15 protein-coding genes are annotated in these 14,928 nt (G+C 46.9%); 11 read left to right on the forward strand and 4 right to left on the reverse strand.

Annotated features, from left to right (window positions below):
• The first annotated feature begins 17 nt into the window (after window positions 1–17).
• From AC0IYG_RS08470 to AC0IYG_RS08515, 10 genes are all read left to right on the forward strand, one after another.
• Window positions 18–2,327: an alpha-L-rhamnosidase-related protein gene (locus AC0IYG_RS08470; RefSeq protein ID WP_471710661.1), complete on the forward strand. Its 2,310-nt coding sequence runs from the start codon at window positions 18–20 to the stop codon at window positions 2,325–2,327.
• Window positions 2,328–2,361: 34 nt separating this feature from the next.
• Complete coding sequence (locus AC0IYG_RS08475) at window positions 2,362–2,490, forward strand: hypothetical protein (protein ID WP_471710662.1); 129 nt, start codon at window positions 2,362–2,364, stop codon at window positions 2,488–2,490.
• Window positions 2,487–2,825: a hypothetical protein gene (locus AC0IYG_RS08480; RefSeq protein WP_471710663.1), complete on the forward strand. Its 339-nt coding sequence runs from the start codon at window positions 2,487–2,489 to the stop codon at window positions 2,823–2,825. Before AC0IYG_RS08475 ends, AC0IYG_RS08480 begins: the two co-directional genes overlap by 4 nt.
• Window positions 2,818–3,366 (forward strand): helix-turn-helix domain-containing protein, encoded by a 549-nt coding sequence (locus tag AC0IYG_RS08485; RefSeq protein ID WP_471710664.1) that lies wholly within the window; start codon window positions 2,818–2,820, stop codon window positions 3,364–3,366. Before AC0IYG_RS08480 ends, AC0IYG_RS08485 begins: the two co-directional genes overlap by 8 nt.
• A gap of 352 nt (window positions 3,367–3,718) precedes the next feature.
• On the forward strand, window positions 3,719–4,219 hold the full coding sequence (locus AC0IYG_RS08490; protein WP_471710665.1) for a cyclophilin-like fold protein: 501 nt from the start codon (window positions 3,719–3,721) through the stop codon (window positions 4,217–4,219).
• A gap of 38 nt (window positions 4,220–4,257) precedes the next feature.
• The gene (locus AC0IYG_RS08495) at window positions 4,258–4,758 is read left to right on the forward strand and encodes a cupin domain-containing protein (RefSeq protein WP_471710666.1); all 501 of its coding nucleotides are present in this window, start codon (window positions 4,258–4,260) and stop codon (window positions 4,756–4,758) included.
• 9 nt (window positions 4,759–4,767) lie between these two features.
• Window positions 4,768–5,247 carry a (2Fe-2S)-binding protein gene (locus tag AC0IYG_RS08500; protein WP_471710667.1) on the forward strand — a complete coding sequence of 160 codons (480 nt, stop codon included), beginning with the start codon at window positions 4,768–4,770 and terminating at the stop codon, window positions 5,245–5,247.
• A gap of 24 nt (window positions 5,248–5,271) precedes the next feature.
• Window positions 5,272–5,937, forward strand: coding sequence for a hypothetical protein (locus tag AC0IYG_RS08505; RefSeq protein WP_471710668.1), 666 nt, complete (start codon window positions 5,272–5,274; stop codon window positions 5,935–5,937).
• A 6-nt stretch (window positions 5,938–5,943) separates the two neighbouring features.
• Window positions 5,944–8,115, forward strand: coding sequence for a molybdopterin cofactor-binding domain-containing protein (locus tag AC0IYG_RS08510; RefSeq protein WP_471710669.1), 2,172 nt, complete (start codon window positions 5,944–5,946; stop codon window positions 8,113–8,115).
• A gap of 15 nt (window positions 8,116–8,130) precedes the next feature.
• A complete protein-coding gene (locus AC0IYG_RS08515; protein WP_471710670.1) occupies window positions 8,131–9,378 on the forward strand; it encodes a PQQ-dependent sugar dehydrogenase in 1,248 nt (415 codons plus the stop codon).
• Here AC0IYG_RS08515 and AC0IYG_RS08520 read toward each other — a convergent pair.
• The 3 genes from AC0IYG_RS08520 to AC0IYG_RS08530 all read right to left on the reverse strand — a co-directional run bounded on the left by AC0IYG_RS08520 (window position 9,370) and on the right by AC0IYG_RS08530 (window position 12,759).
• On the reverse strand, window positions 9,370–10,299 hold the full coding sequence (locus AC0IYG_RS08520; RefSeq protein ID WP_471710671.1) for a LysR family transcriptional regulator: 930 nt from the start codon (window positions 10,297–10,299) through the stop codon (window positions 9,370–9,372). The genes AC0IYG_RS08515 and AC0IYG_RS08520 overlap by 9 nt on opposite strands.
• 113 nt (window positions 10,300–10,412) lie before the next feature.
• On the reverse strand, window positions 10,413–12,029 hold the full coding sequence (locus AC0IYG_RS08525) for a DUF4932 domain-containing protein (protein ID WP_471710672.1): 1,617 nt from the start codon (window positions 12,027–12,029) through the stop codon (window positions 10,413–10,415).
• A 19-nt stretch (window positions 12,030–12,048) separates the two neighbouring features.
• Complete coding sequence (locus AC0IYG_RS08530; protein WP_471710673.1) at window positions 12,049–12,759, reverse strand: S41 family peptidase; 711 nt, start codon at window positions 12,757–12,759, stop codon at window positions 12,049–12,051.
• 538 nt (window positions 12,760–13,297) lie between these two features.
• Between AC0IYG_RS08530 and AC0IYG_RS08535 the strand changes: the two genes are divergently transcribed.
• The gene (locus AC0IYG_RS08535) at window positions 13,298–13,690 is read left to right on the forward strand and encodes a YidH family protein (RefSeq protein ID WP_471710674.1); all 393 of its coding nucleotides are present in this window, start codon (window positions 13,298–13,300) and stop codon (window positions 13,688–13,690) included.
• Here AC0IYG_RS08535 and nhaA read toward each other — a convergent pair.
• On the reverse strand, window positions 13,687–14,868 hold the full coding sequence (nhaA, locus tag AC0IYG_RS08540; protein ID WP_471710675.1) for a Na+/H+ antiporter NhaA: 1,182 nt from the start codon (window positions 14,866–14,868) through the stop codon (window positions 13,687–13,689). The genes AC0IYG_RS08535 and nhaA overlap by 4 nt on opposite strands.
• Window positions 14,869–14,928 lie beyond the last annotated feature (60 nt).

Below are 14,928 nucleotides of genomic sequence, written 5' to 3' on the forward strand. Positions count from 1 at the left end.
AAAAAATGGAATTTCAAATGAGATTTAAAATATACGTTTCCCTGCTAGCTTTCTGTTTTTGCACTGCGCATTTGCAGGCGCAGCCGACAGCGGCCCGGCCGATCGCGACCCAGCCGACCGCGAAATTAACCGACGATCTTTTACAAAAGCCCTGGAAAGCGCAGTGGATCACCGGCCCGGGCAGGCCGATAAACCGGTTTACGGCGTCTTCGGATTTGAGCCTGAAAGATTACGGGATATATAAATTCAGAAAAACGATCGAACTCGCCTCCAAGCCTGCCTCATTCGTGGTGCACGTTTCGGGGGATAACCGTTATAAGCTTTTTGTCAATGGCAAACATGTTTCGCAAGGGCCAGCGAGGGGCGATCTGTATTTCTGGAATTTCGAAACGGTTGACATTGCGCCTTTTTTGAATGCCGGGAGCAACATTGTTTCAGCTGTTGTCTGGAATGAAGGCCGGTCAAAACCTGAGTCGCAGATCTCTTACCTGACCGGATTTATCCTGCAGGGAAATACGGCTTCCGAAGAAATCCTGAACACCAATGAAAGCTGGAAAACGATCAAGGACGAAAGTTACCAGCCACTTTCTGTGAAGGTGCCGGGCTATTACGTGGCCGGTCCGGCCGAGCTGGTGGATATGAATGTGCATGTAAGCGGCTGGGAGAAAGCAGGATACGATGATAGCAAATGGGTAAAAGCAAGGCAGATCGGCCCGGGCGTAACCAAGGATGCAGCCGTGAATTCTTCCGGCTGGATGCTGGTGCAATCGCAGATCCCGCAGATGGAAATGAGTGGTCAGCGCCTTTCGGCCACCCGAAAATCCGAAGGAATGCAGGTCCCGGACGGATTTCCTGCCACTAAAAAAAGCGTTACGATACCCGCGAACACGAAGGCGACGATTCTGCTCGATCAGGGATTTCTGACGAATGCTTACCCGACGCTGGAATTCAGCGGCGGCAAGGAGGCCGGCATTTCGATGGGCTATTCGGAAGGTCTGTACATTGGTAAAAAAGAGGTTTTGAAAAGCCCCCGGCTGCCCATGCTTCCCAAAGGCAACCGCAATGAAATTGACGAAAAGATATTTGTCGGCAGAACAGACAGCATTCGGTCGAGCGGCGGCGCTAACCAGCAATATACACCGCTGAGCTGGCGGACTTACCGCTACATTCAGCTGGTGATCGAAACTAAGGCAGATCCGTTGGTGATCGATGACATTTACGGCACATTCACGGGTTATCCTTTCGAGCAAAAGGCAAAGCTTGTAAGCCAGAATCCTGAAATGGGCAAGATGATGGAAATCGGCTGGCGGACGGCCCGGCTTTGCGCGTTTGAAACCTACATGGATTGTCCTTACTATGAGCAGTTGCAATACATTGGCGATGCCCGGATTCAAGCATTGGTATCGATGTACAATGCCGGCGATGACCGCATGGTGCGCAATGCGCTGACATTGATGGATCATTCCCGCATTGCCGAGGGCATTACATTGAGCCGCTACCCGACGGATCTGCACCAGCAAATCCCGACATTCTCGCTTTGGTGGGTGGCTATGCTGCACGATTATTATATGTACCGGCCCGATAGCCTTTTTATCAAAGACAAACTGCCCGGCGCAAGGCAGGTGCTCTCTTTTTTCGAACGTTACCAGCAGGCCGACGGTTCGTTGAAAAACGTCCCTTATTGGGTTTTCACCGATTGGTCGCAGGGAAAGGGATGGGATTTTGGAATGGCGCCTACCGGCAAAAATGGTGAATCGGCCGTGCTGGATATGCAGCTGCTTTGGACGTATCAGCTGGCGGCAGATCTGGAAGAAAATCTGGGACTGAAAGAGCTCGCAGCCCGGTACCGCAGCCGGGCTGCACAGCTGAAAAAGACGATTCAAAGTAAATATTGGGACGCTGGTAAAGGGCTTTTTGCCAACACGCGTGAGAAAGACAACTACTCCCAGCACGCCAATTCGCTGGCAATTCTGTCGGGCGTGGTTGCGCCCACGCAGGCAAAGCCTTTGGCGAGCAAAATGCTGGCTGACACCAGTCTGGCGCCTGCATCGATTTACTTCAAATTCTACCTGCACCAGGCGCTTACCAAAGCCGGGCTTGGCGATGACTACATGAGTTGGCTGGGTAAATGGCGCGAGAATATGGAGCTCGGCCTTACCACCTGGGCCGAGACGTCGGATGTAAGCACGTCCCGCTCAGATTGCCATGCATGGGGGGCGAGTCCTAACATCGAATTTTTCAGGACAATTTTGGGCATTGACAGCGATGCAGCCGGTTTTGCTAAAAGTAAAAATTACACCACATTTAGGTTCCATCACAGACATTAGCGGCGAAATGCCGCATCCGAACGGCACCATTTCAGTGAGCTACAAAGTACAGCAAGGCGAGATCCAGGCGGAGATTAATCTGCCTGAAAAGACTTCCGGGAGCTTTGTTTGGAAGGGCAAATCAGTTACCTTGAAGCCAGGCAAGAATTCGTTGAAAATATGAAAGACCGTAACATTCCACCCGTTTCCGAATTTGGTGCTGAGCTCAGAACCCAGGGATTCAAGGTTTTTGAAATTAAGGCTGATGAATGTGTTGTGAGAACTTATAACCGGAAAGATTTCTATAAAATCTGCCTTGTGACGGGCAAAAGTCTGGTGCAGTATGCGGACCGGGGCATTGAAATCGATGCGAAAACATTGTTCTTCGGCAATCCGCATATCCCATATTCTTGGGAGATTATTTCGGAGGAATACACGGGTTACACTTGTTTGTTTTCAGAAAGTTTTTTTAAGGTTAATGAACGTTCGGAAAGTCTTCAGAGAAAGCCCTTTGTTTAAAATAGGAGGGACGCCCATTTTTACATTATCCGAGGAGCAGCGCAACTTCATTGCTACAATATTTCAGAAAATGATCGCCGAAGATGCCACAGGTTATTTGTTTAAGCACGATCTGATGCGCAACTACATTAATCTGCTCATTCATGAAGCGCTGAAAATGCAGCCCGCAGAAAATTTCTTTAAGCATAAAAATGCTGCTGAACGCACCGCTACGCTATTTTTCGACCTTTTGGAAAGACAGTTCCCAATCGAAAGCATTGATCAGCCGATGCCATTCAAAACTGCTCAGGAGTTCGCAAACCGGCTATCGGTCCATGTTAATCATTTGAACCGCTCCGTGAAAGAGATCACCGGCAAGCCCACCAGCGCCCACATTGCGGAAAGGATCATTATGGAGGCAAAAGCGCTGCTGATCCACACCGATTGGACCATTGCCGAAATCGGTTACGCCCTGGGATTTGAATATCCAGCCTACTTTAACAACTATTTCAAAAGACTCACCGGCACCGTGCCATCCTCGGTGCGACTGCAAACTGCGTGATTTCCATAACATTCGGTTTGATTATCATTATGACAGGGATGTGAATCAGGCCTACCCGTTCGTCCACGAGCTTTTCTGCAACTACATGGACTTGATCTTGCACGAAGTTCTTAAAAGGAAGATCTCCAAAATTGCTGGTTTCCGGCCATTCCATTTTAATTAAAGCCAAGCGCTTCTAATGAAGACCTTTGCAAGCATTGTTTGATATTCATAACATATCGCTTGATATCCATTGCGGCCCGCCACCTACGCCAGACTAATTTTGAGTCTAAATTTTCCGATCCTAAAAATTGATTAACAGCAACAAAATCAATGGCGTAATTTTTGAATCAAAATATAAAGAACAAAGCACATGAAACAATCAAGAGTAATCCTGTATCCTTTGCTGGTATTTATTCTGGCGATCATGGCATGTAATTCAGACAGCAGCATGGAACCAAATAGTGAAAACAACCTAGGACAGCAGAGTCCCGGTGGCGATAGCAGCGTTGTCGATTCTTCCAGCAACCGATTGAAAATCAGCATTGGTAACAGAACATTCAATGCAACTTTGGCTTCAAACCCAACGGTTACTGCATTCAAATCCCGGCTGCCGATGACAGTGAATATGACCGAATTGAATGGCAATGAGAAGCTTTACAATTTCAGCAATGCATTGCCAACCAACGCTTCCAACCCGCGAAACATCGCAAACGGCGACCTAATGCTTTACGGATCAACGACGGTGGTGCTCTTTTACGAGTCCTTTCCGACATCATACAGTTACACCAGGCTTGGGAAAATAGATAATCCATCCGGACTAGCCGCTGCTGTTGGAAATGGCTCGGTTTCCGTGCGATTTGAATTGGAGTAGGATGGTGTTCTGAAATTTCTTCACTTAATAAGCAACAAATGAAAACGACCCTAAATAACTTATTAGACAAATTCTTACTGGCTTTCGCTGCCGTGTTGCTCATCACTTTTCATGTATTTGCGCAGTCGAAAACCGATGCTAATACGCAACAAGCCATTTTCCCAAATGGCGAACAAGGACCGGCTTCGAATTTTACAGGAAAGGCTTTTAACTATGGGCTGCTAGCAAATGATTCGACCTATAACACGGTTGTGGGAAATGTGCTTTTTGAACCGGGTGCCCGCTCGAATTGGCATAGACATCCTGCTGGTCAGATCCTGATTATTACGGCCGGAGAGGGTTATCATCAGATTAAAGGGAAACCGATCGAGAAAATGCGGAAAGGCGATGTTGTGAAATGTCCGCCTAATGTGGAGCACTGGCATGGGGCGACTCCCGACAGTAGTCTGCACCAAATGTATATCATTCCGAATACTGAAAAGGGCATTGTTGAATGGCTGCAACCGGTCACCGAGAAGGAATACAGCGCATTTAAATAAAAAATCACCATGGCGAAAATTACATTAAGCATTAACAAAAAAGAGTTTCCGATGGAAGCCGATCCGCAGATGCCGCTTCTCTGGGCAATTCGTGATCTCGCGGGATTAAAAGGCACCAAGTATGGTTGCGGGGTGGCGCAGTGCGGTGCTTGCGTGGTGCATCTGGACGGAGAAGCCGTGCGTTCTTGTGTGACAAAAGTGAGTCGGGCGATCGGCAAGCAAGTGATGACGATTGAAGGTTTGTCCGAAGCAAATGATCATCCCGTGCAACGCGCCTGGCAGGAGATCGACGTTCCGCAATGCGGCTACTGTCATTCCGGGCAAATCATGTCTGCTGTCGTTTTATTGCGTGAAAAGCCGAACCCGACCGATGAGGATATTGATGATGGAATGGCTGGAAATATATGTCGCTGCGGAACGTATTTGCGGATCCGTAAGGCAATTCACGCCGCCGCTAAAATGCAGCAAAAAGCGGCAACGCAAGGTTAACTCCATTCATTTTCAATTTCTTACATGAAACAGGATTCAAAAAAACGAGCGGGGTTTCTCGTCTCAATACAGAAGGCAGCGCCACCGGCGGCCGTAATGCTGTCTATACTCATATTCATCATTGCAGTAGCAACCTCGGCATTCAAAAGCGATGCGCCCGTGAAGCCGATCCGTTTTAGCATGATCAACCGCGACAGCGTTGAATCTGTCAAGGCTTTTGAGACGGTCTATAAAGTGCTTATGAGTCCGCGATGCATGAATTGTCACCCCGCAGGAGATGTGCCGCTGCAAGGTGACGACAGCCATTTGCACGCGATGGGGCCTAAACGTAGTGTTGACGGAAAAGGCGTGTATGCCATGAAATGTTCCAACTGTCACCAGGAAACCAATACGCCCGGGCTGCACACGCCTCCGGGAAATCCGGATTGGCATTTGCCGCCGGCAGCGATGAAAATGGTTTTTCAGGGCAAAAGCGCGCACGAACTGGCCAGACAATTGATTGATAAAAAACAAAACGGCGATAAAGATATGCAGAAGCTGATCGAGCATGCCGATGACGGGCTGGTGCTCGCTGGCTGGAACCCGGGCGAAGGCCGCACGCTGCCACCCGTAACGCATGCAGAGTTTAAAAAAGCCTGGATTACCTGGATCAAAAAGGGTGCTTATGCCCCGACAAAAACCTCAAAATAAATCACCGTGGACGAGCAAACATTATCCAGAAGGAATTTTCTTAAAACATCGGCGGTAACCGGCGCGGTATTTTCGCTGGGATTTTACTGGCCTACAAATGCGAAATCTGCGAAGATCATCAACTCCGCCGAAGCTAAAAACTTTGGCATAGAAATGAACTCCTGGGTTCACATCGATAAAACCGGCAAAGTCACCATTTTTGACCACCGTGCCGAAATGGGCCAGGGCTCTTACCAGGCCGTTCCGCAGATTGTGGCCGAGGAACTCGAAGTTAATCTCAGTGAAATCAATGTTGAGTTCGCGCAGGGCGATAATAAGAAATACGGAAGCCAGATCACAGGCGGCAGCTCGACGGTGCGGGGTTCATATAAGAACCTTTTGAAACTAAGTGCAACCGCACGTGAAATGCTGATCCAGGCCGCTGCAACAAAATGGAATGTGCCTAAAACTGAATGTTATGCCGAAGGCGGGCATGTTATTCACAAATCTTCGGGCAAGATCGGAACGCCGAAGCGATTACATTACGGAGAACTGGTGGAAGCAGCGTCAAAACTTGAAGCGCCGAAGGATGTTGTTTTGAAAAAAAGGTCTGAATATAAGCTCATTGGCAAGCCGCTCCTTCGGCTCGATACGCCGCTTAAAACCAATGGTGCAGCAGTTTTTGGACTGGATAAGCAGATTCCCGGCATGCTTTATGCCGCTGTTGTAAGGAATCCAAGATTACGTGGAAAGGTTAAAAGTTTTGATGAGACTGCTGCCCGCAAAGTGCCTGGCGTCAAGCAAATTGTAAAGGTGAAAATGGGCGTTTTTAGCACTTATCGCGAAGGCGTTGCAGTTGTTGCAGATTCTACCTGGGCTGCAATTCAGGGCAAAAAGGCGCTGAAGGTGGAATGGGATGACACGGGTTTTGAACATTTGAGTTCAGAGGAAATTTACAAACGCCAGCTGGAAGCCGTGCAAACGCAGGAAGGTTTGGTTTACAAAAAACAAGGTGACCCTTCCGAAATCATCGCAAAGGCCAGCAAGAAAATCGACGTGATATACGAAACGCCTTATCAATATCACGCCTGCATGGAGCCGCTGAATTGCATTGCGCATTATCAGGATGACAAGCTTGAAATCTGGGGGCCGATCCAGGGGCCGGAGCTCGTGCAGGATTTTATCAGCAAAGAAATGTCCATTCCCCGCGAAAAGATCATTGTAAACATGACGTTTTTGGGCGGAGGTTTTGGACGTAAGGCATTTATGGATTACCCGCACGAGGCAGCTGTTATTTCAAAAGCCATCAAAGCACCCGTGCAAGTCGTATGGACGAGGGAAGATGACGCGACCCAGGGACCTTACCGACCTGGAATCACCTATCGTTGTGAAGGAGTGGTAAATAATGGTGAGATCGATGCGTTTAAAGTGAGGTTGGCGGGGCAAAACATTGGGCATTGGTTTGGCGGCAAGAAAGGCGAACCTAATGGCAGCTCCTCGGAAGGATTTTTGAAACCATATACGGAGTCAATCAAAAATCTGGCAATCATGGATGTGCCGTTCGAAACGCCGATTCCGATCCTTTGGTGGAGATATGTGTATGCTTCGACAAATGGTTTTGCCTATGAAAGTTTTCTGGATGAATTGTCCCGGGAAGCTGGTAAGGATCCTTTGGAATTCAGAAAAGCATATCTCAAAGACGAGCGTTTGCACAAGTTGATCGACAAGATGATTGAAGTTTCTGGCTGGCAAAACCGGAAGCCGGGCGAGGGTTTTGGAACGGCCATTACAGAATGTTTCGACAGCACAGCCGGTCACATTGTGAAGGTCTCAAAAGCGCCGAATGGTGGCGTGAAAATAGATCAGGTTTGGGTTGTGATGGATTGCGGCTGGTATGTAAATCCTGATACAGTCCGTGCGCAGATTGAAGGCTCGGTCGTGATGGCGCTGGGCGCTGCAACGATTCATGAGGTGAAATTCAAGGATGGGATGGCCGTAGACAGCAATTTCAGCACGTATCAAATGCCCCGCATCACAGACATTCCGCCCATTGACATTCACATTATGGAAAATGATGAGGACGCAGGCGGAGTAGGAGAGCCCGGATTGCCTGCATTTGCACCCGCATTGACCAATGCGATTTTTGACCTGACAGGCAAGAGAATCAGAAGATTGCCGTTTAGCTTGCAGACTGTTTAATTAATTCAAAACTTCATGACAATCAACAAACAAGGCCTTATAAAATTCAGCATTTTACTCTTGTTCGCAGGTGCGTGCAAACAGGAAAGCGAACCCAATGCGAGTCTGGAACCGGGATCGGGGCAGAACGGTGACTCAACTTCCGTGGAAGTTAATGCGCCAAATGCAAGATATGCACCCGCTTTTGCAGGTCAAACCCGCATCCGGGGCGTGCGGACTGAAACGAAATTTGTAAGCAGGATTGTGACGGATCAGCTGAGCAGTCCTTGGGGCATTACGAGTTTGCCGGATGGCGGATTGCTGATCACCCAAAAAGGCGGTCAAATGCGGATCGTGAATGCGGATGGCGTGCTCGGAGGCGTTATTACGGGATTACCGGCGGTCAATGCTTCGGGACAGGGCGGTTTGCTGGGATTGTGCATCGATCCTCAGTTTGCATCTAACAGATTGGTTTACTGGGTGTTTTCAGAACCTGTTGCAGGCGGGAGCCTGACCTCAGTTGCGCGTGGAAGACTGGCTCCGGACGCGAGCAGGATTGAAAATGCAGCGGTGATTTACAGGGCCACACCTGCGCATACGGGAAGTGCTCATTATGGCGGGCGCATCCTTTTTGATCGCACCGGACATTTGCTCGTAAGCACAGGTGAGCGCTCGGATATGGTCACGAGGCCAGAATCACAGTTACTAAGTTCTGGCCTGGGTAAGATCGTCCGGATTACGACCGATGGACGTCCTGCGGCAGATAACCCGTTTGCCGGACAGAGCAATGCGCGTCCGGAAATTTGGTCACTTGGGCACCGCAACCCGCAGGGACTTGCCATGCACCCCGTCACTGGCGATCTGTGGCAAAGCGAACATGGCCCGCGAGGAGGCGACGAGATCAATCGGGTGCAGGCGGGAGGAAATTATGGCTGGCCTACCATCACATACGGGTTAGAATACGGCGGACAGCCGGTTGGTGCAGGCATTCAGCAGCGGGATGGACTTATGCAGCCGGCATATTATTGGGATCCCGTTATTTCTCCAAGTGGAATGACATTTTATACTGGAACTTCCATTCCAGAATGGGAAAATAATCTTTTTATAGGGTCACTTAGCGGCATGCACATTGCGAGATTGGTCATCGAAAACAACCGGATCGTTGGCGAGGAGAGACTTTTGGTCAGCGAGCAGCAACGTTTTCGGGACATTACGCAAGGACGGGATGGTGCATTGTATGCCATCACCGATCAAGGGCGCCTTTATCGAATTGCCTCAAACTAATGTGGTTTGTCGCCCCTGCGATTTCACCAGTCCGCTCAGGGCCTGCACCAATGGCGTGCAGGGCTCTGTTTTATGAATAAGCACATGCTGAATGACAATTTCCTTGAATGGCGTTCCGTCCGGATTGGCAATTGGCATGGAGATCAGGTTCGGATCGTGTTGTAAATCCAGGGAAGCGGGAATAAACGCGATGCCTTTTTCTGAGCGCACCATGCTTTTTAGCAAGTCAAACGACGGCACATAATGGGCAATGTTACTTTCTCTGTGAAAACCCGCTTTTCGGCAAACCTCTTCTAACTGACTGTAAAAGAGTCCCGCTTCGGGTCCGTGATCGATCCACTTTTCATCTTTCAGCTCTGCCAATGTAACAGCATTGCGGTTCGCAAGCGGATTATTCCGGTTCATCAGAATGGTGTAATCTGCTTCTGTGTATTGGTTTGCGGTCAGCCCGTCTTTGATAAGCGGGAGCACGCAAAGGCCCAGATCAATTTCATCATTTGCTACACTTATTTGCACCTGAACCGGGTTCGGGAGTTCCACAAGTTTGATCTCCACCGAAGGGAAATGAGCAGAAAACAGTTCTAATATTCCCATGATCCTTTCGGGCAGGATCAATTTGAAAACGCCTAATGTGATGACTTGCTGCCTGGCTCCAACCTGGCGGACGTCACGGATTGCTTTATCTGTCAACGAAAGAATGCGTTTGGCATCCGACAAAAAAGCTTCTCCCGCCTGCGTCAGCTCCACTTTATGCGATTGTGTCCGCTTTATCTTGACAAATAATTCAACGCCCAGCTCTGCTTCCAGTAATTTCACTTGCTGACTCAATGCGGGCTGCGAAATAAAAAGTTTGCGGGCAGCATTGCCATAATGTAATTCGTCGGCAACCCCCACAAAATATTTCAACTGACGTAATTCCATTTTTGTATTAATATATGCCTTGCAAATATGACGGTTAATTCGTCATGGCAAGTCAAACAAAGCCCGACTTCGGCTATTCTATTTGATATTCATAGGGAATGGTTTGATTATCATTACCGGTCGGCGCGGGCGGATGCCCATTTAATGATTGCCGGATACAAGTCAGCGACAGTTTGCCCAGCCTTTCTATTCTTATACAATTGCAACAATTCCTGATTGAATTCCCTGAATTGTTGAAAGCCACGGAATTCCACCATGTTCTTTTCGATTGTTGTGTTAAGAGAAGTAAACGCTTTTTTATCAAAAATATCTGAATAGTAGAGCGTGATTAATCCGTAATTCATGTATTCTTCGAAACAAATAAGTGCATTGTTATAGCCGGAAGATGGCTTGCCGGGCGTAATCCATTTTGATAGTTCTTTGAAAGCATCATCGACAATTTTTTGATGTTTCTCAGCTTCCGGATTCAAATATGCGTGGTTTATTTCCGTAAATGCAATCATCATGAGTCTTCCCTTCAAAACATTGGCAGGTAATTTTTTATCATCATTATTTGTAAATGGAAAATTGACGTGCGCTTGCGCTTCCGTAAAGCCGTTATCTTCAAATCGGCTGGCGGATTGATTCCATCCGACCAAAGGTGAAAAAATCACTTTGATAGCCGAATATTTGGTTTTAGGGAATTGTTTTTCGAGCCAGCTCTTCATCCCGGCTGTATTTACATGATCCTTGAAATCACTTTTCAGGCTTGAATAATAGTCGGCATTTTTTTGATAAAATGCTCTGAATCCTGATTTGTCTGCAAACTTTTCCAGTAAGGGAAGATAATAATCCAGCTCGTTTTTTTCTCCGGGCGCAATGCGATCGTACACACCTCCATTTACAATTTTGTTTCCGGAAAAAACATATGCGTAACTGTCCATTTTGAGATGCAGGTAAAAGAATTCCGGCGACAATTTTAAAAGTGAATCAACGGCCTTCACTGCTGCATCCTTTTGATATGGCGAGAAATGATCCATTATGGTCTGATAATAATTGGTGCTTTTCTCGATAGCACCCGTTTTTCCGTATTCGGTCAGCGCGAAAATGACATTGATAAGCTCGTAAACTTCCGGAATTTCAATAATGGTTTTGCCTTCAATCTCCGCTTTGTATTGATTACTAAAAGATGCTGGTTTGACCAATTTTTGGATGCTGAAAGCGCAAGTCACGGTGTCGCCATTGGATTCCCTCACAATTTTAAACACCGAATTTTTTTTCGGTCTGAGCACCATTGATATGGAGTCTGTTTTTGAAACGAGGGCAAATACAGATGAATCCTTTTCCACCACAAAACTGTAATCGAATTGCCTTCCAAGCTTGGTAACCCCATTAAATTCATCTTTCTGACCATCCAAATACATGATCAGACTGTCGGACGAAGTGTGCAGGATTGGGGTTTGTTCCAGATCCGTTTTAATGTAATCAATCCATTTATGCCGCGGAATGTTTGTAAGGTCGTGCTCAGGAATAAAACCTTTTCCATTGGTTGGCTTGGTATCGGTCCAGGCGGCCTTGCGGTCGGGGATCATAAGATAATAATCTTCGAACGGCAATTTGGTTTGTTCGGATACACCCATGTAATCCATCATGCCCAATGTGTGCTCGCCATATCTTGTTATTTTTTTGCTTTGTTTGGAGATATAAAAAAAGTATTCAGTTGAGCTTCCTCCCAGATCATCAAAAACCAAAGCTACTTTTTCAGGAGTTTTAAGAATCAGAATCGGAATACAGCGTAAGGGAAGGCAACGAATAGAATTGCTCTTTTGACAAGGGAATCTGTTCATATGCTTTTTTATACTGGTCAAGAACTTCCGGCGTATACGAGCGCGCCCATCGTGGATCCTTAGTGGGTTTTTCGAAAGTCGATTTAATGCCAGGGAGATTTGCTTTTATATTGTCGGCAGACAACCTTGAATCAGTGTTGCCCTGCGCAATTGGCTGAGTGTAAAAGTAAGGGAGCAAATAGGTCCAGCCTGAATTTCCGCCACCATTACTTCTCAAATCCACAATGAGGTTTTTCGCCGACCTGATCAGCGCGTCATTTTTCTGAATGATCTCTTTGATCTTGTCGTCCCTATTGAATGAGCCAATTGACAACAAGACATTATCGTCATCCAATTGTTTAAAATCAAGCCCATAATTGTAATTGCGCCATGTCAGGAATTCAGCTCTTTCAGACTCAGTTATCGTTGATGGATAGACTTTCGCCCACACCTCAAAATTCCACACAAACAAAAGTCCGCCCCGCTGCCGGACCGGAAAGTTGGGCGTCATCCAATCATATCGGTCAAAGATAAATCCGTCTTTATCTTTCGTGAAGGTGTAATAAACCAGCCCGCGTTTGATCTTCGGATCCTTGCTTTCCAGGACAATCGCATGATAAGTTACAGGGCCAGCCCTTTGCACTGCCAGCTTCAATGTTGAATCCGGATTTATCCAAATCCCTTCAAGTGAATCCCGCTTTTGGGAAGTAAAACCATTTTTAAAATCCTGCTCAATCAGCGGATTATATTGAAATCTGGACGAGTCCGTAATGCTGTATTCGATATCAAAATGCTTGTCATTAAAAAAGGAAACATATGCATTCAGGATGGGGAAACACTCTTATTGGATCGGATTGGTTTGTGCGCTTCTTCTTTTCTGAGTTGTTTGACTAGTTTTGTATATTGAGGCAGCAATTTTCCTGGCAATCATGTCTGGATATCCGAACGTACTTGAGACTCCGTTTTTTTTTATTGTTGTATCCAGATTTGCAAGACAATTGCATCGCTGCTGGGCCGCAACTTTCTCGCATAAATTCGTTAAACAAAAAACAGAGAGTGTAAGGAATATTGCTTTTAATCTCATGCTGGATCAGACATTCATTTTGAAATTACTAATATAAAAGAAATCTTCTAGCTGATTGGCTAAGGCACCCGGAATAGGCTGTTGCAGCTTTCACCAAAACATCCCCCGCATGAACTCAGAAAAAGATATTAATCCATCACCTTTTAAGCCGAATGATCACCTTGCTAATGAACGGACTTATCTGGCTTGGGTGAGGACGGGGATTGGCATTATGGCCTTTGGATTTGTGGTTGTTAAGTTTTCGCTGTTTGTCAAACAGATCGGTTTCGTGCTGAAAACCAATGTGCCGACGCCTTCGCATGGCTATTCATCACTAATCGGGATCGTTTTGGTCGCGCTCGGGATGCTTTCCATCCTATTTGCTTTTTTGCAATATCGCAAGACCGAAAATCAGCTCAAAACCGGGACTTACAAGCCTACGACATTGCTAACCACGCTTTTGACCGGCGTCATTTTCCTGATTAGCATCCTGTTGATCGCTTATTTATTACAAAGCGTTTAGCGCTTATTCGTTCTTTTTTCAAGCTGGCTTAGCCACAAATAGCCCAGAATCCCGGAAATAACCGAGGCGGTCAAAATCGAGAATTTGGCTTCCGAAAGGATCAGCTCTTGACCGGAAAAGGAAAGCAGGGCAATGAATATGGACATTGTAAAACCGATTCCGCCCAGCATTCCCACGCCAATGATGTGCATCCAGGTGGCATGCTTAGGCATTTTTCCAATGCCCAGCTTCACCGCAGCCCATGAAAAAAGGGTGATGCCAAATGGCTTGCCGAGCACCAATCCTGCAATAATCCCGAGTCCAAGCACGGTCGTCAGTCCTTGCAGCATGCCTGGTTCGAAGGCAATGTTGGTGTTGGCCAATGCAAAAATGGGCATGATGACGAAATTGACCGGATTCACCAGAATATGTTCAAGCTTTTCAAGTGGAGATTCCGTTGCATCCGGTGTCGTTGGGATTGCAAATGCGGTCAGAACGCCGGCGATCGTTGCATGCACACCGGAATGATGAATAAAATACCAGATAAACAGGCCGGGAATTAGATAGGCGGCCAGATTTTTGACCTTTAATTTGTTTAAAATCAGCAGGAAAATGAAAATTCCGAATGCATATAGCAGGTAAGTGTAATGAATGTCTGTCGAATAAAATATGGCAATAACCAGGATCGCCATTAAATCGTCGACGATGGCCAATGCGGAAAGGAAAATTTTTAGTGAAGATGGCGCGCGTTTTCCCAGCATGGAAATAATGGCAATCGCAAAAGCAATGTCTGTGGCCATCGGAATGCCCCATCCGCCTGCCGTTTCTGTGCCTGCATTTAATGCAAAATAAATCGACGCCGGAGCCATCACACCGCCTACTGCGGCCAGAATGGGCAAGGAAGCTTTTTTAACGGACGAAAGCTCGCCTTCGACCATTTCACGTTTTATTTCCAGACCAACCAATAGGAAGAAAATGGCCATTAAGCCGTCATTAATCCAAAGCAGCACGGGATATCGCAGGTGAATTCCCGAAATATCGCCGCCGATTTCGGTTGCCAATAATTGCTCAAAACCAGGCCCTAAGCCCGAATTTGCAATGATCAGCGAAATGACCACACATATGATGAGGATGATCCCGCCCGTTGAGCTGGACTGGAAGAATTCCTTGAAAGCACGAAGGTTTATCAATTTTGCCATGTGGTAAAACTAATCACTATGACTTAGAACATACCAAAAAGCCAGTTAAAATCACCATAA

It is taken from the genome of Dyadobacter sp. AC419 (genome assembly GCF_979253085.1).

Excerpts from the sequence above, each read along its gene's own strand:
- AC0IYG_RS08515 (WP_471710670.1), top strand. The coding sequence starts at position 8,131 with ATGACAATCAACAAACAAGGCCTTATAAAATTCAGCATTTTACTCTTG.
- AC0IYG_RS08535 (WP_471710674.1), top strand. The coding sequence starts at position 13,298 with ATGAACTCAGAAAAAGATATTAATCCATCACCTTTTAAGCCGAATGAT.
- AC0IYG_RS08495 (WP_471710666.1), top strand. The coding sequence starts at position 4,258 with ATGAAAACGACCCTAAATAACTTATTAGACAAATTCTTACTGGCTTTC.
- AC0IYG_RS08480 (WP_471710663.1), top strand. The coding sequence starts at position 2,487 with ATGAAAGACCGTAACATTCCACCCGTTTCCGAATTTGGTGCTGAGCTC.
- AC0IYG_RS08490 (WP_471710665.1), top strand. The coding sequence starts at position 3,719 with ATGAAACAATCAAGAGTAATCCTGTATCCTTTGCTGGTATTTATTCTG.
- AC0IYG_RS08520 (WP_471710671.1), bottom strand. The coding sequence starts at position 10,299 with ATGGAATTACGTCAGTTGAAATATTTTGTGGGGGTTGCCGACGAATTA.
- nhaA (WP_471710675.1), bottom strand. The coding sequence starts at position 14,868 with ATGGCAAAATTGATAAACCTTCGTGCTTTCAAGGAATTCTTCCAGTCC.
- AC0IYG_RS08500 (WP_471710667.1), top strand. The coding sequence starts at position 4,768 with ATGGCGAAAATTACATTAAGCATTAACAAAAAAGAGTTTCCGATGGAA.
- AC0IYG_RS08470 (WP_471710661.1), top strand. The coding sequence starts at position 18 with ATGAGATTTAAAATATACGTTTCCCTGCTAGCTTTCTGTTTTTGCACT.
- AC0IYG_RS08505 (WP_471710668.1), top strand. The coding sequence starts at position 5,272 with ATGAAACAGGATTCAAAAAAACGAGCGGGGTTTCTCGTCTCAATACAG.